Annotated in this window: 24 protein-coding genes; 1 reads left to right on the top strand and 23 read right to left on the bottom strand. The window is 46.1% G+C overall.

All coding sequences use genetic code 11. The annotated features are described in order from the left end of the window. Nucleotides 1-3: 3 nt before the first annotated feature. From fliR to R7Q09_RS00085, 8 genes are all read right to left on the bottom strand, one after another. Nucleotides 4-786 (bottom strand): flagellar biosynthetic protein FliR, encoded by a 783-nt coding sequence (fliR, locus tag R7Q09_RS00120; RefSeq protein ID WP_005384463.1) that lies wholly within the window; start codon nt 784-786, stop codon nt 4-6. 8 nt (nt 787-794) lie between these two features. After that, nucleotides 795-1,064, bottom strand: coding sequence for a flagellar biosynthesis protein FliQ (gene fliQ / locus R7Q09_RS00115; protein ID WP_005380488.1), 270 nt, complete (start codon nt 1,062-1,064; stop codon nt 795-797). Nucleotides 1,065-1,088: 24 nt separating this feature from the next. Next, a complete protein-coding gene (gene fliP / locus R7Q09_RS00110; RefSeq protein ID WP_005380487.1) occupies nt 1,089-1,958 on the bottom strand; it encodes a flagellar type III secretion system pore protein FliP in 870 nt (289 codons plus the stop codon). After that, the gene (gene fliO, locus R7Q09_RS00105) at nt 1,945-2,358 is read right to left on the bottom strand and encodes a flagellar biosynthetic protein FliO (protein ID WP_005380480.1); all 414 of its coding nucleotides are present in this window, start codon (nt 2,356-2,358) and stop codon (nt 1,945-1,947) included. Before fliO ends, fliP begins: the two co-directional genes overlap by 14 nt. A gap of 1 nt (nt 2,359) precedes the next feature. Next, the gene (gene fliN / locus R7Q09_RS00100; protein WP_213885534.1) at nt 2,360-2,770 is read right to left on the bottom strand and encodes a flagellar motor switch protein FliN; all 411 of its coding nucleotides are present in this window, start codon (nt 2,768-2,770) and stop codon (nt 2,360-2,362) included. Between the two features lie 58 nt (nt 2,771-2,828). Continuing rightward, on the bottom strand, nt 2,829-3,875 hold the full coding sequence (gene fliM / locus R7Q09_RS00095; RefSeq protein ID WP_005380478.1) for a flagellar motor switch protein FliM: 1,047 nt from the start codon (nt 3,873-3,875) through the stop codon (nt 2,829-2,831). A gap of 7 nt (nt 3,876-3,882) precedes the next feature. Further along, on the bottom strand, nt 3,883-4,386 hold the full coding sequence (gene fliL / locus R7Q09_RS00090) for a flagellar basal body-associated protein FliL (RefSeq protein ID WP_104975528.1): 504 nt from the start codon (nt 4,384-4,386) through the stop codon (nt 3,883-3,885). An 85-nt stretch (nt 4,387-4,471) separates the two neighbouring features. Beyond that, nucleotides 4,472-6,325: a flagellar hook-length control protein FliK gene (locus R7Q09_RS00085; RefSeq protein WP_318071166.1), complete on the bottom strand. Its 1,854-nt coding sequence runs from the start codon at nt 6,323-6,325 to the stop codon at nt 4,472-4,474. A gap of 280 nt (nt 6,326-6,605) precedes the next feature. Between R7Q09_RS00085 and R7Q09_RS00080 the strand changes: the two genes are divergently transcribed. Beyond that, a complete protein-coding gene (locus R7Q09_RS00080; protein ID WP_005380475.1) occupies nt 6,606-6,920 on the top strand; it encodes an NIPSNAP family protein in 315 nt (104 codons plus the stop codon). A 40-nt stretch (nt 6,921-6,960) separates the two neighbouring features. Here R7Q09_RS00080 and fliJ read toward each other — a convergent pair whose 3' ends face one another. The 15 genes from fliJ to R7Q09_RS00005 form a co-directional block, all read right to left on the bottom strand. After that, nucleotides 6,961-7,404 carry a flagellar export protein FliJ gene (gene fliJ / locus R7Q09_RS00075; protein WP_005380474.1) on the bottom strand — a complete coding sequence of 148 codons (444 nt, stop codon included), beginning with the start codon at nt 7,402-7,404 and terminating at the stop codon, nt 6,961-6,963. A gap of 6 nt (nt 7,405-7,410) precedes the next feature. Then, nucleotides 7,411-8,730: a flagellar protein export ATPase FliI gene (gene fliI / locus R7Q09_RS00070; RefSeq protein WP_005384474.1), complete on the bottom strand. Its 1,320-nt coding sequence runs from the start codon at nt 8,728-8,730 to the stop codon at nt 7,411-7,413. A 3-nt stretch (nt 8,731-8,733) separates the two neighbouring features. After that, nucleotides 8,734-9,534, bottom strand: a complete 801-nt coding sequence (fliH, locus tag R7Q09_RS00065) for a flagellar assembly protein FliH (RefSeq protein ID WP_005394317.1) — start codon at nt 9,532-9,534, stop codon at nt 8,734-8,736. Between the two features lie 71 nt (nt 9,535-9,605). Beyond that, nucleotides 9,606-10,661 carry a flagellar motor switch protein FliG gene (gene fliG / locus R7Q09_RS00060; protein WP_005380470.1) on the bottom strand — a complete coding sequence of 352 codons (1,056 nt, stop codon included), beginning with the start codon at nt 10,659-10,661 and terminating at the stop codon, nt 9,606-9,608. Further along, nucleotides 10,654-12,396, bottom strand: a complete 1,743-nt coding sequence (gene fliF, locus R7Q09_RS00055; protein WP_005380462.1) for a flagellar basal-body MS-ring/collar protein FliF — start codon at nt 12,394-12,396, stop codon at nt 10,654-10,656. The genes fliG and fliF overlap by 8 nt, the downstream gene beginning before the upstream one ends. A gap of 14 nt (nt 12,397-12,410) precedes the next feature. Beyond that, nucleotides 12,411-12,722 carry a flagellar hook-basal body complex protein FliE gene (gene fliE, locus R7Q09_RS00050; RefSeq protein ID WP_005384482.1) on the bottom strand — a complete coding sequence of 104 codons (312 nt, stop codon included), beginning with the start codon at nt 12,720-12,722 and terminating at the stop codon, nt 12,411-12,413. Between the two features lie 122 nt (nt 12,723-12,844). Further along, entirely contained in the window at nt 12,845-14,254 is a 1,410-nt protein-coding gene (locus R7Q09_RS00045; RefSeq protein WP_005394318.1) for a sigma-54-dependent transcriptional regulator, read from the bottom strand. Between the two features lie 36 nt (nt 14,255-14,290). Continuing rightward, on the bottom strand, nt 14,291-15,322 hold the full coding sequence (locus R7Q09_RS00040; protein ID WP_005380459.1) for a sensor histidine kinase: 1,032 nt from the start codon (nt 15,320-15,322) through the stop codon (nt 14,291-14,293). 199 nt (nt 15,323-15,521) lie between these two features. Continuing rightward, a complete protein-coding gene (locus R7Q09_RS00035) occupies nt 15,522-16,988 on the bottom strand; it encodes a sigma-54 dependent transcriptional regulator (protein ID WP_005384490.1) in 1,467 nt (488 codons plus the stop codon). A gap of 287 nt (nt 16,989-17,275) precedes the next feature. Next, nucleotides 17,276-17,686, bottom strand: coding sequence for a flagellar export chaperone FliS (gene fliS / locus R7Q09_RS00030; protein ID WP_005380457.1), 411 nt, complete (start codon nt 17,684-17,686; stop codon nt 17,276-17,278). Between the two features lie 12 nt (nt 17,687-17,698). Next, the gene (locus tag R7Q09_RS00025; protein ID WP_005380456.1) at nt 17,699-18,004 is read right to left on the bottom strand and encodes a flagellar protein FliT; all 306 of its coding nucleotides are present in this window, start codon (nt 18,002-18,004) and stop codon (nt 17,699-17,701) included. Nucleotides 18,005-18,007: 3 nt separating this feature from the next. Then, a complete protein-coding gene (gene fliD / locus R7Q09_RS00020; RefSeq protein WP_047102855.1) occupies nt 18,008-20,002 on the bottom strand; it encodes a flagellar filament capping protein FliD in 1,995 nt (664 codons plus the stop codon). Between the two features lie 21 nt (nt 20,003-20,023). After that, a complete protein-coding gene (gene flaG / locus R7Q09_RS00015) occupies nt 20,024-20,458 on the bottom strand; it encodes a flagellar protein FlaG (protein ID WP_005384493.1) in 435 nt (144 codons plus the stop codon). A gap of 92 nt (nt 20,459-20,550) precedes the next feature. Further along, complete coding sequence (locus R7Q09_RS00010) at nt 20,551-21,681, bottom strand: flagellin (RefSeq protein WP_005380449.1); 1,131 nt, start codon at nt 21,679-21,681, stop codon at nt 20,551-20,553. Between the two features lie 288 nt (nt 21,682-21,969). After that, nucleotides 21,970-22,164 (bottom strand): flagellin (locus tag R7Q09_RS00005; protein WP_031855108.1); only part of this gene is annotated, 195 nt, incomplete at its 5' end.

Here is a 22,164-nt window from a genome sequence, read left to right as displayed (position 1 = left end):
ATCTTAGCACTCCAAGCGAATAAGCCGACAAATCTGCGCCTCACCCACTGTCCAGAACATTTCATAATGACTGTATAGACCAGCCAGTATGTACCAACAAAGTAATAGACCCACCATCAAAGCAAAAGCAAAACCAAGCGAGAAGATATTCAGCTGTGGTGCGGCACGGGTCATTACACCAAACGACAAGTTAATGGTCAGTAGCGCAATAATGCCAGATAGAGACATACTCAGTGCCGTTTGGAACATAATACCAAGCCAGCCTGCCATTTCACGGAAATCAACCGCGTTGAGCGAGCCGGAGCCAATCGGCAAAGTTTTAAAACTGAACACCACCAATTGCAGCATTTTTAAGTGTCCATCGGTGGCAAGGAAAAACATTGTCGTTAAGAACATGAATAACTGGCCAAGCAATGGCGTGTTCTGACCATTTGCGGGATCAACCATAGAAGCAAAGCCCAAACTTGATTGCATACCCAATATTTGACCAAGTAGGACAAAGGTTTGAATCATAAATTGAGTAACCATACCCATCGCTATGCCGATGATCATTTGCTCGGCAATGGTCATGAAGCCACGAAACGAGAGTAGCTCAATGTCTTGAGGTACGGCGGGGATAGCTGGCATGACAGCGAAAGTGATGGCTAAACCGAGGTAAAGGCGGATTCTTGGCGAAACAAATCGGGCCCCGGTTACTGTCATCACCATCAACATGGATGAGATACGAACATAGGGCCAGAAGTAGTTTGCGATCCAATCTAAGACAACGCTAGTGGGGTACTCCATAGGCGCCTCTAATAAAGCACCTGAGGTAAGCGTTCAATCAAGCCATAGAAATATTCCATCAACATTTGCGTCATCCAATGCCCAAACAGCATCAGGGCCAAAAGCGTGACAATCAAACGCGGTAAGAAGCTCAATGTTTGTTCGTTGATGGATGTCGCAGCTTGAAAAATCGCAACTACAAGGCCGATAAGCAAGCTTGGGATGATAATGGCGCAGACCATGATAAGCACCATCCAAAGTGCTTCACGGAAAAGCTCGACAAACATTTCTGGTGTCATGTCTTATCCTCTATCTGCGCTTAACTAAAGGGCAAAGCTGCCCGCGAGTGTCGAGAGTATCAAGTTCCAACCATCGACCAATACGAACAACATCAACTTGAACGGCAACGAAACAATCATTGGTGACAACATCATCATACCCATTGCCATCAGTACCGAAGCGACTACAAGGTCAATAATCAAAAACGGCAAGAAGAGCATAAAGCCAATTTGGAATGCAGTTTTTAGCTCTGAGGTGATAAAAGCCGGAATCAACACCGCCATCGACACATCTTCTGGATTCTCGACTTGCTCTCCTGACATGGTTACGAACGTCTCCAAATCTTTGATTCGGGTCTGCTTAAGCATAAATGCTTTCATTGGCGCTTGTGCAGCATCAAACGCTTCTCGCGCCGTAACTTGCTCGTTCAAATAAGGCTGAACAGCTTTGTCGTTGATTTCGTTCAGGACAGGAGACATAACAAAAAAGGTCAAAAACAGCGCAATACCAATAATAACCTGATTAGAAGGCGTTTGTTGCAAACCCATTGCCTGACGCAATATCGACATCACCACCACAATTCGAGTGAACGAGGTCATCAGAATCACCATGGCAGGCAAGAAGCCAAGCATGGTCATTAACGCTAAAATTTGTAGTGTAACCGAGTAGTCTTCACTGCCATCAGGGTTCGTGGTCATGGTGAATGCTGGAATACCACCGCCACTAGAAACGGACATAGCACGGCTAGCACCAGTATCACTTTGCATAGCCTGAACTGTAACACTACTTCCATCGGCTAAGTTATCTGGCAGCGCTGACTCCTCTGCTTCAGCAAAGGTAAATGAAGAAAACAGCACGCCGACAAAAAGTAACAACGTACTCAGGAGCAAACGAATTGGATTACCCTTTGTCATGTTTTTTGATCAGCTGGCTAAATTGAGTCGCAAAAGCATTGGTCGCCAACTCTTCCTCTTTCAGTGGCTTATCTAACTTGGCTAAAGTTTGGATCGATTGGCTAGTAATCCCAACCAAAAACTGTTCTTCACCCACTTGAACTACTGCGATTCTTTCTTTTGTACCCACTGGCAACTGACTCACTATACGCAAGCCCTTTTGTTGTCCCATCGCTGGCACTTGCATACGTTTCAGCAACCAAGCCAGTAAAAGAATCACGCCGATTACAAGCACAAGCGAGCCAAGTGTCGTCGCAAGATCCAGATTATTTGGTGCGGCAGCAAATGCATAAGGAGCACTTAGCATTAAGCTCAGTGCTCCAGTGATTTGCTTCAGTCGCATTTTGATTGAACGACTCATCTTAACGCAGCTTCTTAATTCGTTCAGTTTGGCTGATCACATCCGTCAAACGGATACCAAACTTATCGTTGACGACCACGACTTCGCCGTGAGCAATCAAAGTACCGTTAACCAATACGTCGAGCGACTCACCGGCTAGACGATCCAACTCAACAACCGAACCTTGGTTAAGCTGCAACAGGTTCCGAATGCTAATTTGAGAACGACCGACTTCCATCGAAATCGTCACCGGGATATCCATAATAGTGTCGAGTTTACGACGCTCATCTTCGCTAATTGGGCTTGAAGTGTCTTTTAGCTCTTCCAGTGGCGCAGCCAATACTTCATCTACGTCTACAGAAGGGGAAGACGGGTCTTCGCCAAGAGCGGCTGCCCATTCGTCTGCTAGCTTTTGATCGTCACTTGGTTCCATTTTTCTATCCTGTGTTACGCCTTACTCATGCCATAGCATGTCTATTTAATAAGGTATCTTAATGGTCTATATCGTCTTCACTCTCAAGCTCGGACATGATGTCTTTACCTAAGAAAGCTAAATCTGTTTTGACGACATGTGGGCGCTCAATTTCCTCAGAAATTTGCACCGCTAATTTGTCTTCCGAACGACCCATTTTTACGCGATAGGTCGGTAGGTCTTCTACAAACATCGTCGCATGTTCTGGCATTTCAATCGGGATGATATCGCCCGGTTGCAGCTCCATGAGATCACGCAAAGAAATGTCTTTTTCGAGCAAGTTCACGCGGAAGTTAACCGGACAATCCATGATCTCTTCACGTAGTGCTGAGCTCCAGCGAACGTCCGTTTCCATCTTGTCGGACTGAACACCTGCATCCAATAGTTCACGGATAGGCTCAACCATGGAGTAAGGCATAACGACATGAAAATCGCCGCCACCGCCGTCAACTTCTATATGGAATGAACTCACGACAATCACTTCTGTCGGGCTGACAATGTTTGCCATGCTTGGGTTTACTTCAGAGTCGAGATATTCGAACTCTACCCCCATCACTGGCGACCACGCTTCTTTATAATCTTCAAATACAATTTTCAGTAACAACTGAATGATGCGGCGTTCCGTTGGGGTAAATTCGCGGCCTTCGATTTTGGCGTGGAATCGACCATCACCGCCAAAGAAGTTTTCTACCAGAATAAAGACTAAACGAGCCTCCATGGTGATCAACGCAGTGCCTTTTAACGGACGAAAACGCACCATGTTCAAACTGGTTGGCACGTACAATGTGTTCTGGTATTCACCAAACTTCATCATCTGCACGCCATTGATCGACACCTCTGCCGTTTTACGCAGCATATTAAACAGACTAATACGCATGTGCCGTGCGAAGCGCTCGTTGATAAGTTCGAGCGTCGGCATTCGACCACGTACGATTCTGTCTTGCGACGAGAAATCAAAATTGACGGCACCCTCAGTGTCGTTTTCTATCGGTTCATCGACGTCATCAACATCGTCAACCCCATGCAATAGCGCATCAATTTCGTCTTGGCTTAATAGATCGGTCACGTTTTACCTATTGAATAACAAAATCTGTAAACAGTACTTTTTCAATCACTGGCTTACCGACCGCAGCATTCAGCGCTGCTTTGATATCTTCGGAAGCACGATCGCGCAATTCCACTCGTCCTGTAGGAGAGCGCAATTGATCAACCGTCGCGGAAGCAAACGTTGATAGCATAGAGCTTTCAATCAGTGGCGAATGATACCGCGCCAACTCTTCATTTTCTGCACCGCGAACCATTAACTGCGCTTTAATTTGAACCAACCTATCGCGGCTATCCCCAGTAACGTTAAATACAAATGCCTGAGGAAGATTCACATACGCGATGGGCGCAGCATTCGATGCCTTCACTTGAGCCTGTTGAGACGATTCAGCCTGAGCAGGTTCATCAGAGCCCATTAGAAAAAATGCCGCTGCCCCGCCACCAAGTAGTAATACTACAACAGCGATGATGATGATAAGTAACTTGCTTTTTCCTTTCGGCGCATCGGCCCCTTGTAACTGTTCTTCTGCCATTCTTGTCTCTTATTGTTCTTTTGAGTTACCAAGACGTTTTAGTGAGTTGCTTGGTAACCGTATGCCATTGCCGTTAAACGGCCTTTTATGCGTAAAAACTAATTCCATCACGCTTTGAAGCGACATTCAAATCCAGATTGACATCAGATTCAAAACCCTCTTCGGACTGTCCAGAAAAACCGCCACTTTGCGCGCTTTGACCATGTTGTTCAGCAGTATACCTACCTTGCTGTTGCCCGCTGTTTTGTTGCTGGACGGAAGAATCAGCCAGCTGCATACCTTGTTGCGCTAGCATTTCTCTCAAACGAGGGAGCGTCTGTTCAATAATGTCACGAGCTTGCGGGTTGTTCACTGTAAAATGTACATTGGCAACGTCGTTATTCATGGTCATACGAATTTGCATACGACCTAACTCTGGTGGATCAAGACGAATATCGAGATTTTTCAGATTCTTCGACATCATCATTTGCACTTTTTCCGCAACTTGCTCGTTGGCTAGCTCTTTAGTTAGTTGCAACGGAAGCTGAGCTTGTTGTGCAGCATCAATACGCGCTTGTTGCTGTACATTAATTCCTTGCTGACCTGCCATAGCCTGAAGCTGTCCAGCGAAGCCATGTTGGAGGTCCGGCTTATCTTGTTTATCCGCAGTCGACTTTAGCGCACCAGTCTCCAATGCTGCGTTCATCACTTTCTGGCTAATCTCTCCGTCTTTCACACCTTGAAGCGACGTCGGCACTTGCGCGGCTATCAACGTATCAGGCGTTGGAGATAATGCGACTTTTTCTCCACTATGAGCAGTTTGTGGCTGGGGTACTTGAGCCGCTGTATGCTGGATTTGCTGAGACACTGCCATAGGTCCAGCCTGGCGAGTTAAATTATGTTGTACTTGTTGCTCTGCGAGAATCTGTTTAATGTCATTAGGGAGCGCAACAAATTGGGCAAGGTCTTGATCAGGAATATCCGCCGTGATCCTTCCTTGTTTCAACCCTTCAATGATCTGAGCTTCTTGCCGAGTCAGTGGTTTTCCTTGCGCCAACTTAGTATCTATAACTTCAAGTTCATCCAAGGAGACTCGTGGAAGCGCGTCGATGTTGGAACCATCAACGTCTGTTAACAACGGCGACAGATCATTAGCTACTTCACCACTGACTGCGCTCTTAGCCGTCGGATGGCTGGCTTGTTTCGCTAGCTCTTGCCAAGCAGCAAACTCAGGCGAAAGTTTGTCGATATCGATAGGTTGACCATTCTTATCTAAAATTGGCTCTAAGTCTTGTCCTGGGATCATCTGTGCTTGTTCAAGCGAATGAACTGATGGCGTTTCATTCAAAGCCAGCTCATCAAGGTGTGTCGAAACGGTTGCTTGCTCGTGGAACGAATGCACTAAATTCGCGCTCTGAGGCAAAACTTTGCCACTATCGATGGATGCATTACTCGCATTCAGGGTTTGATTCGCTTGTTCAATTCGACCAAGAAGCTGTTGTCCTTCGCCCATCGTGCTTTTTACGTCCACTGTATTTGATGGGTTGCTCGTATCGATTGATGTTGATTTCACTTTTTCAATAGCTTCAACATCATTCTCCAAAGGTGTGCTGTTACTCGCCTTTTGTAAACTTGCTTCTTCACTTAAGGTTGCATTCGGTTTGTTTGCTGATATTTCATCAAAACCATGGGGCTCGTCACTGACGGATTCTTGGCTTTCTTGCGCCAACAATTCGTCCAAGACGTTAGCAGAAGAAGTACTGCCTACATCCGCTCTTTCTTTTTCTTCAACCACTGTCGATTCTGTTGCTACTTTTTCGGGCTTTTGTTTACCAGCAAACGCATCGGTTAACGTTTCTAAAAATCCCTTGCTCTCAGTGCTCTCTGCGGACGCTTTAGCGGACACATCAGAAACTGGCGTCTTGGTAGTCGCAGATACATGGGACAAATTCACACTCATTTAGAAACTCTCGTTCTCGTGGCTCTGAGTATATCGCTGGCAGGCAGCAATACTGGCGGCAAACTAAGGTCAAAAAGACCCGACACTGACAGCTAAAATGCAAAAATCACACCACAATATTGAGCCAATTCTCGGCAAGCTAATAGATGGCATGTTTATGGAACAAACATCAACAATACTATCCGATAACCTGGTTCCTAACATGATGTACAGCTACTTGATTGACTTTGAAAAACGATAAGCGTAAACAGACACTTGGCTTAACAATTAAGGAATCACTTTGAAGATCACAGAATTACGCCAATATAGAATCAGAGCAGGCAAAACAGAACAGTGGCTAAGTTGGATGAAGGAAGAACTGTTGCCCTATCAACGCTCACAAGGCATGCGTGTACTGAATACTTACGTCCACACTGGTGATGATGGACATGACTATTTTGTTTGGCTTCGAGAGTTCGACAATGAACAAGCACGCCAGGCTCTCTACGAAAAAACATACAACGAGTGGTGGGTTCGCGAGATTCGACCGAAGGTATTTGAGCTAATTGAACAAGACTCAATCAAAGTTACCTTACTTGAATCGGTAGAGATGTAGTCAACTGCAACACCGTAATGCAATATCGAACCGATAACCTTTAGAAACGATGTGGTTTTCGACTGTAAAGTAAGGTGGAAAACTCGTCCATTTGCTTTTGTTCGCGCTTAGCTTCAGCAAGTTGTTTCTCTTTTTCGCGTTTGTCTATCATCCACTCATAGGATTTGCGTTCTTTACGCACGGTTAACCAATATTCTTTACAGTTTTCAACCTGCTCTTTGAAATGACTTTCTGCTTGCTTTTGCTTAGATAAAGTCTCATCTAGCTGGGTAAGGAATCGATTTAAGTGTCCATATTGACTTGCCGTTAGGCCCGCCTGACCACGGTCGACGAGTTGCTGGCAATAATCAAGCCGATACTTTTCAATTTGTTCAACCTGACGGTAATAATCTTCGAGTTCAGAACGCGCTTTGTTCAGTGCAAGCACAGCTTGGTCTTCACGATCCTTAGTTTGCTCAAGTAGAAACTCCATCGCATTATTCATGCGCTATCACCCACCCAAAATGTTTCTAAGCATATTGACGCACATATCATATGGCACTGATTCTTTCATGCTCTGCTGCAAGTATTCGTCTAACTTCGGTTTCAAAGTAAATGCGCCATCAATAGCAGGATCGGTACCCGGTTTGTACGCTCCAATCGAGACCAAATCTTGATTCTTGCGACAAATAGACAAGACCTGTCGCACCGCTTTTGACATCAGAACGTGCTCTTCGGTCGTGATTTGCGGCATAACACGGCTCACCGACTTCTCGACATCAATCGCCGGATAATGGCCTGCATCCGCCATTTCACGAGAAAGTACAATATGGCCATCAAGAATGGCTCGCGATGCGTCCGCTATCGGATCTTGCAAATCATCCCCTTCGGTCAACACGGTAAAGAACGCCGTAATCGAGCCTTGTTCGGCACTTCCATTACCCGCTCGCTCGACCAGCGCTGGCAGCTTGGCAAATACAGAAGGCGGGTAACCTTTCGTCGCTGGCGGCTCACCAACAGAAAGTGCGATTTCACGCTGTGCTTGTGCAAAACGAGTCAACGAGTCCATCAATAGCAGAACATCTAACCCTTGGTCCCTGAAGTATTCAGCAATCGTTAATGCCGTTTGGCACCCCTTTAAGCGCATTAGAGGTGAAGCATCGGCAGGCGCCGCGACCACCACTGAGCGGCGACGACCGTCCTCACCCAAGATCTCTTCGATGAACTCTTTAACTTCACGTCCACGCTCACCTATCAGGCCGACGACCACAACCTGTGCGGTGGTGCCTCGCGTCATCATGCCAAGCGTGACCGATTTACCCACACCAGAACCTGCAAACAGACCGATACGCTGACCTTTACCAACCGTCAACAAACCATTGATGGCTTTTAGGCCAACATCGAGCGGTTCAGAAATTGGTTTTCGAGCCAACGGGTTGATCGGCTCGGCATTAAAAGAGGCACGGTGATCGGTATACAAAGGGCCAAGTCCATCAAGTGGATTCCCAACCCCGTCTATCACGCGCCCAAGTAACTCCATGCCGACAGGCAAACCAGCGTCACTGGTTAAAGGGGTGACTCTCGCGCCAGGTAAAATGCCCGTAATTTGTTCGCTTGGCATTAAAAATAGGTTGTCACCTGAAAAGCCGACAACCTCAGCTTCCATCTGACCTGACATGGTTTCCACTAAGCATAAACTGCCAATTGGTGCGCGACAGCCGGTTGCTTCCAACGTTAACCCAACCACACGCACCAGTTTGCCAGAGGCGACAGGGCGCGTCGTAAGGCCTTCAACTTTGTAGCTTTTTAAGCGGTCAGCGAGTGCTTGCATGGATTACTCACCCTCTTGATGACGGTTTGCGCCACAAAAGCTGTGCAATACGCTTTTGACGCGTTCTTCCATGCGATAATTAATGCTTGATTCACCGGCTTCAATCTGGACGTCACCTCGATTGAGCGATGGCTCAGCAACTAACGTCCAGTTGCGACAATTAAGGTCTTCTTCACCATAAGCTGAACGAATAATCGCGACATCTTCTGGATTCAGGTGCAAGGTAATAGGGTGGCCTGATATTGGTAGCGCTTCAACCGACTGCTTCACTGTATCTAAAATAATTTGAGGGTTGGTTTGTACTTCAACGTGCACAACTTCTTTAACTAAACAGAGCACCATATCCACCAGCTGCTTTTCAACCTGAGCATTCATCAACTCCAAAGGTTGAGCAAACTGATTGGCCAAGTTCATAAAAGTTTCAACTTGCTGCTGAATGTATTCTTGCCCTGCAGTCACCCCTTCAGCTTTTCCGAGCTCGAGACCTTCAGCATGGCCGGCTTGCAACCCTTCTTCTTTACCTTTGTCGTAACCTTGCTTAAAGCCAGCTTCCTGACCTTGATGTAAGCCTTCTTGATAAGCACCTTGCTTAATCAGTTCAATTTGTTCTTCGGTTAGCGCAAGTGGCTGCTCTTCTTCAGGCTCATCAAAATTCGGCACCCACCCCGGGTCATAGTTGAACGCGGTTTGTTTTGCTTGTTTGGCTTTAGGCTCGCCATAATCAGGCAGCCCCCAACGTTGAGGTTCGATCATCGAATCATCTTCATCAGGACGGATAAATCCACGTTTTCTATCGCCAGCCATGGGTTACCTATTGTGTGTTCGATTAAGAAGTGAGGGTGCTCCGCAATAGGATAATTGCGAAGCAATAGAAATTATAAGAATTCGTCAGCACCGCCAGACAACATGAGCTCACCAGCATCCGCCATTCGACGGGCAATTGCTAAGATTTCTTTCTGAGCGGCTTCTACATCTGCCACTCGTACTGGCGGCATCGCTTCTATGTCATCACGCATCATATCAGCAGCACGTTTAGACATGTTCTTGAAGACTTTCTCACGTAACGAGTCATCTGCACCTTTGAGTGCTTTTTGCAACACGTCTTGTGGTACGTCACGCAGCAACTTCTGAATACCTTGGTCGTCCACTTCGACTAAGTTTTCGAAGACAAACATTAGGTCTTGGATTTGCGTCGCCATGTCTTCGTCCTGATCGCGAATTTGTTCCATCAACAAACCTTCGACGTTGTTGTCTAGGTAGTTCATGATCTCCGCTGCTGCTTTCAGGCCGCCAATTTTGGCTGCTTGTGCACCCGCTTGACCCGCGAACTGTTTCTCCATGATTTCGTTCAGCTCTGCCAATGCTGATGGCTGAACTTCTTCAAGGTTGGCAATACGCATCATCAGATCCAAACGCACGCGCTCAGGGAACTGAGACAAAATCTCTGCAGATTGGTCTGCTTCTAAATAAGACAATACGATAGTTTGAATCTGTGGGTGTTCATTGACAATAATGCTCGCCACTTGGCGTGGGTCCATCCATTTCAAAGAATCCAAACCTTTTGAGCCCGTACCAAGTAGGATCTGGTCAACTAAGTTGTTGGCTTTGTCTTCACCAAGAGCGGCAACCAGTGCATTACGCATAAAGTCTTCGCTGCCCATACCAATGTTGGTGTATTTCTGGATATCCTCCAAAAACGCACGATGAACAGCAGATACCTTGTCTTGGCTGAGATCCTTCGCGCGAGCCATCGCACTACCAACACGCTGAACCTGTTTTGGTTCTAGGTGACGGATAATGCCAGCTGCATCTTGTTCATTAAGGCTCAGTAGCAAAATTGCCGCTTTTTCTTCGCCAGTAATGGTTGAAACATCCAGCTCTACTGGCATTCCCGCGGCGTTGTCATCTTGAGGTACGATATCGTTAGCCATTGTCATTCATCCAGTTTTTCACTACTTGAGCAGCCAGTTCAGGTTCATTCGCAACCAGAGCGCGAACCGCTTTCAATACATCTTCATCTTTATGAAGGTTTGGCAAATCAATACTTGAGCCAAACTCGAACAGTTCGCTGCTTTCGATGTCACTGCCAATCAAGCTAGTTTCACCATCCGCACCAATCGGCAAGCCGTCTGGTCCGTACATTTCGTCTTCATCATCGCTGGTAGGGTTAAGCAATTTCTTCATTGCTGGGCGAACCAGAACCAACACAACCACAATAATCACTAATGCACTTGCGAACCAACGAACCCAATCACTGAAGTTAGGGTGCTCCCAAATTGGTGGTTCTTCTAGCTGCTCAGCCTCTGGCTCAGCAAACTTTACACTCAATACATTCAGTAAATCGCCACGACCTTGATCAAAGCCGACGGTACCAATTAATACTTGGCGAATGGCATTGATTTCAGATTCGGACATTGGGGTATAAGTCACTTCACCCGTATCAGGGTTAACTTGACGACGGTCTTTAATCGCAACAGAAACGGTCTGACGAGCCACCGTTCCGGTCTGCTTTCGCTCGTGGCTGATGGTGGTATCTAGCTCGAAGTTACGCGTGGACTCTTTACGAACTGAACCCTGCCCCATGACAGAACCATCTTTCATTTGAGCCACATCTTGCGGAATTGAGGCATCCGCTGGAGGCTGATTACTCAACGCACCCGGAATACCCGCTACCATGTTACCGTTATTGTAATCTTCGAGTGCGTACTCACTGCGGGTCGCAGGGGTGTTCGGATCAAAGCGTTTGCGAGTTTGTTCAACCGCACTGAAATCCATTTGGATATCAACCTGCGCCGTATAGTTGCCATAACCTAAAATGGGTAATAGTACGGAATCAATTTTTTCGCGCAGCGCTTGCTCTTGGCTGCGTTCTAATTCTTGTTCTTTGCGTCGCGCCGCAGAAGCGGGATCTTGGGAGCCTGAGCTGAGTAAGCGGCCATGCTGATCTGTGACGGTAATTCGAGAAGTTTTCATTCCCGGCACGGCACTCGCTACCATGTCGACAATAGAATCCACTTCTTGCTGCTTAAGGTTCGTGCCTGTCGACAATGTCAAAAATACCGACGCAGACGCTTCCTGGTTATGACGCACAAACACGCTGTGCTTTGGCAGTGCCAATAACACTCGTGCTTTGCGAACTTGCTTCATTTCTTCAATTGCTTGAGCTAATTGGCGCTCTCGACTGAGTTTGAGACGCTCTTGCTCGAGACGTTGTGAAACACCAAAACCCATGTCTTGCAGCAAAATATCATCGCCTGCTTCTGTAGCTTGGTTAACGCCGGAACGAACCATGCCAAGTTTGATCGAGTTGTACTCACTCGATTCAACAGAAACAGTATTGCCATCAAGCTTATAATTGATTTTCTGCTGGTCCAGATAATCCAGAACGGGGATCAATTCTTCGGTCTCATACGCACCAAGTGGGCGCATCTCCGGTTCTTTGACCCAAAAGAACAGCATCACGATCAATGCAACACAGATGGAGATCGACAGCACAAGCACAACCTGACGAAGTAAATCGAGGTCGCCCACTGCCATATCGAATTTTGACGCACTGCGCTCCTCTAGATCTGGATTTTGACTCTCCACATCCACATCGGAACTTGCTACCAGTGCACCATCTGAGCCGCCTTCAGTGACGGTTAAATCTGTAGACTTGTCTGCCACACTTATTACCTAAATTACACTGGCATGTTCATGAGATCTTTATATGCCTCAACGAGTTTATTGCGAATTTGAACCGTCGCATCAAAAGCGACACTAGACTTGTTACGAGCGATCATAACGTCAGAAAGGGATACATCGGCATCACCACGATCAAAACGGGTTTGTAAATCACCAGATGCTTTTTGAAGTGTGTTCACGTTATTGATGGCTTTAGTTAGGAGATCGTTAAAATCCGCTCCAACTTTCGCCCCACTTGCAGTAGGAGCCGTATTGGTTGCTTCTACCATCATGGCGCGCATTTCTGCCTGAATACCATCAATTTTCATTAGCACCTCTAAGCCAAAAGATTGACTATTAACAAAACTGATTATTGACACAGCAATTAACGTGCCATAAGACATTAGCAATCAATTTACTTACACTTTTCGTCTTATGGCCGTTGTCTGTGTTAATTCGGGATATCTATACCAGCATCACGCATTTTGGCAAGCTTATAGCGCAAGGTTCGAGGGCTTATACCCAGTTTCTCCGCCATTTCTTTGCGTCGACCATTACACTCAACCAAAGTCTCTAAAATAATGGCGTATTCTTGATCGCGCAGCTCGCTGCCTAAGCCTTCTCCACCAGTTACTGGGCGGCTGACACTCTCAGCTTGAGCAACTGGCTTAACATTGGGCACGACCATATCTGCATTTTGCACCACGTGTTGTAAGCTATTGGCATCTTGCCAATCTACGCCCTCAAGCAAAATGTGCTCAGCATCGATGTCGCCATTTTCACTTAATATCAGCGCTCGTTGAACCACGTTATCCAATTCACGAACATTACCCGGCCAAGGGTATTGCAATAGTTTTTCTAACGCAACGGTCGAGAATTGAGGCACTGGCATGCCCATTTTACTGCAATGACGCTCAGCAAGATGCTTGGCAAGCGGTGCAATATCGCCTTTACGTTCTTTAAGTGCAGGCCACGCAATTGGGAATACATTCAGGCGGTAATATAAGTCCTCTCTGAAGTTTCCTTCTGACACGTATTGCTTAAGATCACGGTTACTCGTCGCTAACACACGAACATCTAACTTGATGCTTTTGCGACTGCCTAGGCGCTCTACTTCTCGCTCTTGCAAAACACGCAATAACTTCGCTTGCAGGTTCAAGTCCATTTCGCTGATTTCATCAAGCAAGATTGTGCCACCTTGCGCTTGTTCGAACTTTCCTGGGCATGCCTGAACAGCACCAGTAAATGCGCCCTTTTCATAGCCAAACAGTGTTGCTTCGAGCATATTGTCAGGAATCGCGGCACAGTTAATTGCGACAAAAGGACCATTTTTACGATTTGACGCGTTGTGAATATAACGCGACATCACTTCTTTACCTGAGCCACTCGGACCTAGCACCATAACATTCGCATCTGTACGCGCCACTTTATCGGCCAACGCGAGTAAGCGCAGACTTTTCTCATCAGCAACGATAGCATCACCGTTGTCATCACTTTTTATCGGTGCATAACGACTGACCATATTTAGCAACACTTCTGGTGCAAATGGTTTCGCCATGTAGTCAATCGCGCCATCTTTCATTGCAGACACGGCATCTTCAATGTTGGCGTACGCCGTCATTAGCAATACTGGTAAGTTAGGCCAATTCTGCTTGATGCTTTTGAGCAGAGCTAAGCCACCCATACCCGCCATTTGCACATCAGAAACGACGATATCAACCGTATTCGATTTCAGCTTTAACAGTGCATCTTCAGCACAGTCCGCTTCCAACCACTCATACCCTGCCAGAGCCAGAGTATCGACTAGGGCTTCACGAAGACCTTCATCGTCTTCTACGATCAGCACTTTGCTTTGCGCCATTATGATTCTCCAGAAATTGTTATTACCAAAAGCCGCTTATTGCGCTTCTGTTTGCACTCGCTCTAGCGGAATGCACATGGTGAAGCAGGCTCCATCACCCTGCTCTGAAATAAGTTCCAATCGACCGTCATGGGCACGGCAAACCATTTGAACAACTGCCAACCCTAATCCAGTTCCTTGAGAACGTGTGGTAAAAAATGGCTCCATAATTTTGGCTTGCAGTTCTTCGGGCACTCCCGGTCCGCTGTCTTGCACAGAAATGCGTAACTCACCATTTACCGGGCGGAAAAAAATATCGACTTGCGATTCTTTACCAGACATTTGAATCGCATTCATGACCAGATTACTCAATGCGGATGCAATGGCGTTCGCATTGCCTAGTAGTTCAGTTTGTTCTTCTTCCACTTCTAGGCAGTAATCAATACTGTTGTTTTTTAGCGCGGTTTCGACCATCGGCTGATATTCCGCTACCAACTGGGCAATCGTAAATGGCTTAATGACTTTATTATCACCACCTTTAGCAAAAAGCAGCATATCATTAACCTGCTTTTCCAAATCGTGCAGTCGATCCATTAATTTGGTTTGGAAGCGATCTTTTGTCGCTGGAGGAAGATTTGGCGCTCCCAAATTGGATGCATATAACATAGCGCTCGACAGCGGCGTTCTTACTTGATGAGCAAGCGATGCAACCATACGTCCTAACGACGATAAGCGCTGTAAATCACTGACACGAGCTTGAAGTAAACGGGTTTCGGTTAAATCGGTAATCAGGATCAATTGACCTGTTGTGGACGCCGAGATGGCGAGTCGAACTTTACGGCCATTACGTAATGAAACTTCATGGCCATCATCTTCACGTGGGTCAAACACCGCCTGGATAACGTTGAACCATTTTTCGTTAACCAGTGGAATCTCGAGAATTCGGTGCGCTTCTGGATTTGCTTCACGCACTACTCCGTACGTATCGAGCAAAATCACTCCAGCAGGCATCACATCGAGCACCTGTTTGTAGCGCTCAACCTGATTCTCTACGGAATCTAAATGGGATTGATTGGTGTTGTTATCCATTACTGCCTGTCGAAATATCGCCGCTAAAACTAAAATAGCTTGGCAAGCAATTAGCGTACCAAGCTATTTTTTATATTTATCAGGACGTTAAGCTATCGACAATAAGTTGACACTCAGAGATAACGGTTTTGGATGCCAGAAAAGCGATGTTAACCAGCCCAAGTGATTATTCAGATATCGTCTTAAAACTTCACTTTACCTAGCGCTGTAAGTTGTACTTACGCATTTTTTCCACCAGCGTAGTACGTCGCATACCCAGCATGTCGGCCGCTCTTGCAACAACGCCACCCTGCGCTTCTAATGCTTGGCTGATCATATTAACTTCTAAATCAGCCAGCAGCTCTTTCAAATTAACCCCTTCCGGTGGCAGCGCTTGCGGGGCGTTCATGCTGTGATCAAGGTCGTCTTGATCTTCAAAGCTAAAATCTTCAGAGAAGATATCTTGGAATACATCACGCTCTTGCTCTTCCACCGAAACAAATGGATTGCTCTCTGGTTGGAACTCTGGGATGTCACTGTAGCGATATTTGGTTGGTAGATGGTTTACATCCACCAAGCTATTTGGATACAGAATAATCATTCGCTCAACAAGATTAGCCAACTCGCGTACGTTGCCCGGCCAGTTATGCTCCATAAGTGAGTTGATTGCACGAGGTGTAAAGCAGATAGGTTGTCCGCCCTCCGCCTCTAAACGTGTCATCAGTTCTTGCAGCAGCAATGGTATATCTTGTTTGCGCTCTTTCAGCGCTGGCATCTCAATTGGAAACACGTTCAGGCGATAGAACAAGTCTTCTCGGAACGTGCCTTCTTCAATCATATTTTCTAGATTACGGTGTGTCGCCGCCACCACTCGAACATTTACCTTGATGGTACTATTGCCACCTACACGTTCAAAGCAGCGTTCTTGCAATACACGAAGCAACTTTACTTGCATCGACATTGGCATATCGCCAATCTCATCAAGAAAGATAGTGCCACCGTCTGCGAGCTCAAATCGACCTTTACGGGCAGTTAACGCACCAGTAAACGCGCCTTTTTCGTGACCAAATAATTCGCTTTCTAGGAGCTCAGGCGGTATTGCACCACAGTTAATAGGTACAAATGCGCCATCGCGGTATGAAGAATGATAGTGGATGTTACGCGCAACAACTTCTTTACCCGTACCGGACTCACCTAAGATCAACACGTTTGCTTCCGTGTTTGATACTTGCTCAATCAGGTGTCGAACTTCTTGAATACCTCTACTTTGACCAACTAAGCTGCGAAAAAGCGTGTTTTTGCGCGCACTAGCAACAACATTCACTCCTTTTCGCCCCAGAAAATCTTTGCAGTGGCGTAACGCTTCACTAAGCTGTGGGTAATTAAGCGGGAGCTCTAGTTCACCAACAAAATTTGGAAGATCATCAACAGGCAAAGGAAAACGGCCCATGACTAGAAGAGGGATGTGGTAAGCGCTGTTTAAATGAGAGATAACCGTACTCGCCGCTTGACCTGCTGGAATATTACCAACAATACAGCACGACCATACGCTAGACCAATCAACATCGCTGAGCTGATCAGAACTGACCGCTTCGCAATTTTCTCCAACAAATTCCAATATATTGCTTAAATTTAAACGACTTGATGCGTCATCATCAATTACAAGCAGCTTTGCCAAACCATGCATAAGTAAGAATGATTGCCTTTATTTTAGGTGCGTTGCGGCCAAACCTTGATTTGCGCAATTGGGTGCTAAAGAAGGCAGAACCACCACACTCAATTTACGATAGACAAAATAGGAAAATCAGCAACAAAAAAGCCATTAGGGCTACTAATGGCTTCTATTTTATTTGAATATAAAAATAAGGCAACCAAGCAATGGAGAGGTGTGAGCTTGATAGAAACTTTGCTACACAACTCGTTGCGCAATTGACAAATATATTCGTCTAGTATCTTAACACATTGTTTTGACTATTAAATACCAACTTCAGCAGCGGTAAGATTATGAAACTCTGTTGGGATTTGGTCCCAAGCGGACTTGATCTCACGGATAATGTCGATAACGTCGTCGATCAGCTGAGGCTCATTTTGATGGTTAGCAGCAGAAATTTGCGTGATCATAAACTCATACAGTGAATCTAAGTTTGAAGCAATATCACCACCGTCATCCATAGATAGACAGCTGCGTAGCGCGATAATGATGTCTAACGCTTTACCCAAGCGCTCACCTTTTGCTGGAATATTGCCTGCTTGCATGGCTGCTTTACCTTGAATAAGGCGCTCAATCGCACCAGCCATAAGCATTTGAATGACTTTGTGCGGAGAAGCCGCGCTAAGCTGGCTGTCGACTGATACCTTTTTGTATGCTTGCAAAGAACCGCGCATAGTAATCCTCTTTTAAATAAATTTTTTGTACTGCTGAAGTGAACGCTGGCCATAACGAAACTTATGGAGCTCTTTTCCGACCTTTGACGTTTCCGATTGCATCAGCTCGACAATTCTTTTGGTACGAGTTAGCAATGCTTGCCACTCTGCATCCTGCTTAACCAAAGGATTTTGATGAATAATTGGTAACAGGTTTTGCAATAACCGTTCCCTGATATCGACCAAGCGAAGAATTTCTTCAGCATTAAAATCAATTTTTTCTAATTCTTGCGTAATTAGTTGATCTATATCACTAATTTCCATGAGTTCTTTTTGCATTTATTAACCCAACGCACTCATCAAAGCGCCCAACTGGCCCTGCATTTTACCGGTCGCATCTTGCATCGCGGTAAACTTCGCATGAGTACGCTTCTCTAGGCTTTCCATGCGGCGATCTAATGCCGCTTGATCGTCACTCAAACGGTAGTTTTGTTCTGTGAGACTTTTTTCTCGAGTACGAATACTGCCTGTAATACCTGTGATACCGTGAATCGCATCTTCTACTCGTTTAGCAAAACCTGTGTTGCCACCGAAGAACTTTTCTAACTCGTTGAAGTTATTGTTCAACTGGCGGTCTAGCATGTCATAGTTGATTTCTAGTGTGCCTTGACGTGTGGTCGTAATGCCAAATTCTGTTAAGGACTTTAGGTTTTCAGGCGCCTTATCGATTCGAGTAGAAAAGACCGATTTTAATCGTGAATCTGCACTGCGTACGGTGCTGTCACCTGACAACGGCCCTTTTTGACCAGTTACCGGATCCACACTCGCCAACGCTTGGGAGGTTTGATAAAACGAGTTATACGCTGCCACAAAGTTTTCGATATCGTTGCGTACACTTTGACGGTCGTACTCGACACCAATTTCAGCAGGCGGTTTATTCGGTTCTGATTTGCCTTTTAGTGTTAAATCAACACCTTCGATCGCATCTTCAATCACATTGTTGTGGCTAGATAGCTTTGCCACGCCATCAAGCAGAACTTCTGAATCTTGCCCTGCTTGTACTTCTGTCATTCCAAGGTATTCTTCAAAAGCAGATTGTGCCTTTGCGATTTTCGCTTCTGCTTCATCAATTTTTTCCAGACGCTCACGTTCTTGAGGATCAAGTTTAGCGCGATGAATTTGCTTAGCTTGCGCTTCGGAAAGTTCACCACGTGCCACTTTTTCGTCTAACGCTTGCTTTTCACTCGCAATTTTTTGCTCGATTTCCGCTTTTTCTTGCTCAAGAAGCTGCTTAGCCTCTTTCGTCGTAACGTAAGAATCGGTTAGGGTGCCCGATGCGGCATTATTCCAGCCTGGTACATCTGGTGCCTTCTCTATTGCCTTTTCGTCGAGTTCGAGCTCTGGTTCTTCATAAGAGTCCAACAAAGTACCTGACGCAGTTTCTGTCCACCCTGGAATTCTGTCTTCAGGGCGTAAACTCGCGCGTCGGTTGGCTTCATCAATGGCTTCTTGACCAGCTTTGGCTGCTTCTGCCCCCGCCGCAGAGATTGGCGCTTGCGATGCATCATCTTGTACATCGTCTGCCGCTTTTTGCTCTTCTGGAGGTAGAGGATTGCCGTTTGCATCCAGCTCTTCTGCTGGTTGTTCCGGAAATTTAAGAGGACCTAAGACATCTTCCGCCGCTGAACGAGCTTCTTCAAGCGCGTTGACGCGGTCTTCAAGTGTTTGGTATTCGAAATATTTAAGAGGGTTGCCTTTTTCTGCCTCCACACTGACTCTGATTTGATGATCCTTACCAGAGAGGTTAGAAGCAAGGATAAGGCGTGGACCTTCGACGTCGTTAATAAGAGATGCACGAACGCCAGGGTTATCTTTAGCGCCATTGATGCCACGTACGACATCGATGAGCTTAGATCGGGAACGAACATCGATATTAAAACGCTCATCACCAAGCGAAATCTGCAGCTTACCAGGGCCAAATTTTGCGTCTTCTGGCAATACGTCAGAAGCGACTTTATGGCTCTGAGCAAGCTGCAACACATCGATAGCATATTTGCCAGCGATAGCATCTGTGGTTGCCGTGGCAGATACAATATTGTCATTGGTCGTTTCGACGGTGCGAACGGCAAATGCTTTCTCCTGACGAAAGTTCGCCATGAGATTTTTCATCGTATCCAATGATTCTCTGAGTCGCCCGTAAGCACTGATACTGGCGTTAATTGTCGTGCGCTCGTTGTCGATGCGTTGCTGCTTTGGTACGCGTTCGGCATCCACAATTTTGCTGACCATGGAATTAATATCCATGCCGCCAGACATCCCCAAAGGGCCTAAACTCATCAAATCACCTCTAAAAACGACTTACACTTTTTCAGTCAACAACCCGCTGTTGGCTGTGTGCTCAGCTAGGCGACGCAATACCACTAGCATTTCTTCATCAGGAATTTGACGAATCACGTCACCGGTATTGGCTTCATAAATCGTCACCACATCTCGTCCGGATTCTTCATCCACTCGAAATGCGACTCCTTTGTTTATGGACGTGACAAATTCATTCATTTGTGCGACCAATTTTTCACGTTCTTCTTTGTTCAGTTCTTGACGGCTTTCAGCCATCTCGATCGCAGCTTGAACAGAGAAGTCGTATTCGGTGTTTTTCGCTTTTTGCGGCGAAATCTCACCATTTGAATTTGCTGGGCTAGACGTGCCTATATCATTGCCATTTTTATTTGCAAACTTTGTGCCATTTGGCGTGCCGTAAGGCTGGATGTTCGATGCGTAGGAGGATATATCCATTACAATCTCCCTTCCACCTTATGGGCTAACGATAGAATCTATCGCTTTGGTGCCCCAGCACTAAGGTGTTGACCTCAGGCTGGGTTTACCACTTAGCCCAACAAGCTTAGCGCTGCAGATGGAGACTGCTTCGCTTGAGCCAGGATTGAAGTACTTGCTTGCTGAAGAATTTGCGACTTAGTCATCGCAGTGGTTTCCTTCGCGTAATCAGTATCTTTAATACGGCTTTTAGACGCGTTAACGTTCTCGTTAATGTTGTCTAGGTTGCTGATTGCGTGGTTGAAGCGGTTTTGGAAAGCACCGAGTGAAGCTCGTTGGCTGTCTACGGACTTAAGAGCGCCGTCGATAACCGCTACTGCTTCTTGAGAGCCAGCTACTGTGGTTACGTCGATGTCTTTCACTGTTACGTCTTTCGGACCACCAAAGCCGATCTCGTCTGCTAGGTTGCCAGAAAACTCAACATCACCTTCAACTTTTTGAGAAGAAGCAAATACTTGTAGTTTGCCATCTTCGCCAACAGAGGCTTTTACATCATCGTTTTGACCGTTGATGTATGTCGCTAGCTGTTCAATATCATCGCCTTGCTTAGCGCTGATTGATAGCTCTTTCTCTTCACCCTGCTTGTTGGTGTAGCTCATTTTGAACTCTGTTTTCTCACCAACAGTCCAAGATGCGTCTTTACCCTCTTCTGCTGCGTAGCTCTTACCACCCATTGCTGAAGTGTCTGAGCGTAGGTTACCCATAGAAAGCATCACTGCTTCACCTGAGTCCGCACCGATTTGGAAAGATTGAGTACCGTAAGTACCGTTTAGAAGCTTGTTACCACCGAAAGAGGTAGTTTCAGCAATACGGTTTAGCTCGTCGTTTAGCGCTGTTACTTCTTCTTGGATCGCTACACGTTCTGCTTTTGAGTTAGAACCGTTCGCAGATTGAAGCGAAAGATCACGCATACGTTGTAGGATGTTGGTAGATTCATTCATTGCACCTTCAGCAACCTGTGCAATAGAAATACCGTCGTTTGCGTTTTTCACTGCCATGTCTAGGCCACGGCTTTGTGCATTCAAGCGGTTTGAAATCTGTAGACCTGCAGCATCGTCTTTCGCGCTATTGATTTTATAACCCGAAGACAAACGCTCCATTGATTTTTGTTGACCGTCAGCTGCCTGGTTTAGGTAACGCTGTGCAGTCATCGCAGAAACGTTAGTATTAACGTTAATCGCCATAATTGATCTCCTTAAGGCTTTAGTGAATGTACCGTCGTGTCTCTCACCTCACTTAGGTACATCTCATTTCTCTCAGTCCCTTTAACGGCGACCGATGAATATCCTTTAGAAGAAATTTTCAATTTTTTGCGATTATTTTCTTTGGCTTACTGAAATGTGATGAAGCTCTAATGTCGTGATTCGCAGAAATCCTGGGGCCCCAAAAGACAGAAAAAAACCCAGCCGAAGCTGGGTTTACTCGCTCATCTCTCACCACGAGCCAATGAGGTTCTCGTCTTAGGTTTGAAATTAACCTAGCAGACTTAGCGCTGAGTTTGGCGCTTGTTTCGCTTGCGCAAGGATTGAGCTTGACGCTTGCGATAGAATTTGTGATTTGGTCATTGCCGTTGTTTCTTTCGCGAAGTCAGTATCTTTGATACGGCTCTTCGACGCATTCACGTTCTCGTTAATGTTGTCCAAGTTGCTGATTGCGTGGTTGAAACG

Source organism: Vibrio sp. 2130-1 (genome assembly GCF_033339515.1).
Note: the sequence above shows the minus strand (reverse complement) of the source record. Positions and strands in the feature narration are given on the sequence as shown.

Excerpts from the sequence above, each read along its gene's own strand:
- fliR (WP_005384463.1), bottom strand. The coding sequence starts at position 786 with ATGGAGTACCCCACTAGCGTTGTCTTAGATTGGATCGCAAACTACTTC.
- fliQ (WP_005380488.1), bottom strand. The coding sequence starts at position 1,064 with ATGACACCAGAAATGTTTGTCGAGCTTTTCCGTGAAGCACTTTGGATG.
- fliP (WP_005380487.1), bottom strand. The coding sequence starts at position 1,958 with ATGACAAAGGGTAATCCAATTCGTTTGCTCCTGAGTACGTTGTTACTT.
- fliO (WP_005380480.1), bottom strand. The coding sequence starts at position 2,358 with ATGAGTCGTTCAATCAAAATGCGACTGAAGCAAATCACTGGAGCACTG.
- fliN (WP_213885534.1), bottom strand. The coding sequence starts at position 2,770 with ATGGAACCAAGTGACGATCAAAAGCTAGCAGACGAATGGGCAGCCGCT.
- fliL (WP_104975528.1), bottom strand. The coding sequence starts at position 4,386 with ATGGCAGAAGAACAGTTACAAGGGGCCGATGCGCCGAAAGGAAAAAGC.
- R7Q09_RS00085 (WP_318071166.1), bottom strand. The coding sequence starts at position 6,325 with ATGAGTGTGAATTTGTCCCATGTATCTGCGACTACCAAGACGCCAGTT.
- fliJ (WP_005380474.1), bottom strand. The coding sequence starts at position 7,404 with ATGAATAATGCGATGGAGTTTCTACTTGAGCAAACTAAGGATCGTGAA.
- fliI (WP_005384474.1), bottom strand. The coding sequence starts at position 8,730 with ATGCAAGCACTCGCTGACCGCTTAAAAAGCTACAAAGTTGAAGGCCTT.
- fliH (WP_005394317.1), bottom strand. The coding sequence starts at position 9,534 with ATGGCTGGCGATAGAAAACGTGGATTTATCCGTCCTGATGAAGATGAT.
- fliG (WP_005380470.1), bottom strand. The coding sequence starts at position 10,661 with ATGGCTAACGATATCGTACCTCAAGATGACAACGCCGCGGGAATGCCA.
- fliE (WP_005384482.1), bottom strand. The coding sequence starts at position 12,722 with ATGAAAATTGATGGTATTCAGGCAGAAATGCGCGCCATGATGGTAGAA.
- R7Q09_RS00045 (WP_005394318.1), bottom strand. The coding sequence starts at position 14,254 with ATGGCGCAAAGCAAAGTGCTGATCGTAGAAGACGATGAAGGTCTTCGT.
- R7Q09_RS00040 (WP_005380459.1), bottom strand. The coding sequence starts at position 15,322 with ATGGATAACAACACCAATCAATCCCATTTAGATTCCGTAGAGAATCAG.
- R7Q09_RS00035 (WP_005384490.1), bottom strand. The coding sequence starts at position 16,988 with ATGCATGGTTTGGCAAAGCTGCTTGTAATTGATGATGACGCATCAAGT.
- fliS (WP_005380457.1), bottom strand. The coding sequence starts at position 17,686 with ATGCGCGGTTCTTTGCAAGCATACAAAAAGGTATCAGTCGACAGCCAG.
- R7Q09_RS00025 (WP_005380456.1), bottom strand. The coding sequence starts at position 18,004 with ATGCAAAAAGAACTCATGGAAATTAGTGATATAGATCAACTAATTACG.
- fliD (WP_047102855.1), bottom strand. The coding sequence starts at position 20,002 with ATGAGTTTAGGCCCTTTGGGGATGTCTGGCGGCATGGATATTAATTCC.
- flaG (WP_005384493.1), bottom strand. The coding sequence starts at position 20,458 with ATGGATATATCCTCCTACGCATCGAACATCCAGCCTTACGGCACGCCA.
- R7Q09_RS00010 (WP_005380449.1), bottom strand. The coding sequence starts at position 21,681 with ATGGCGATTAACGTTAATACTAACGTTTCTGCGATGACTGCACAGCGT.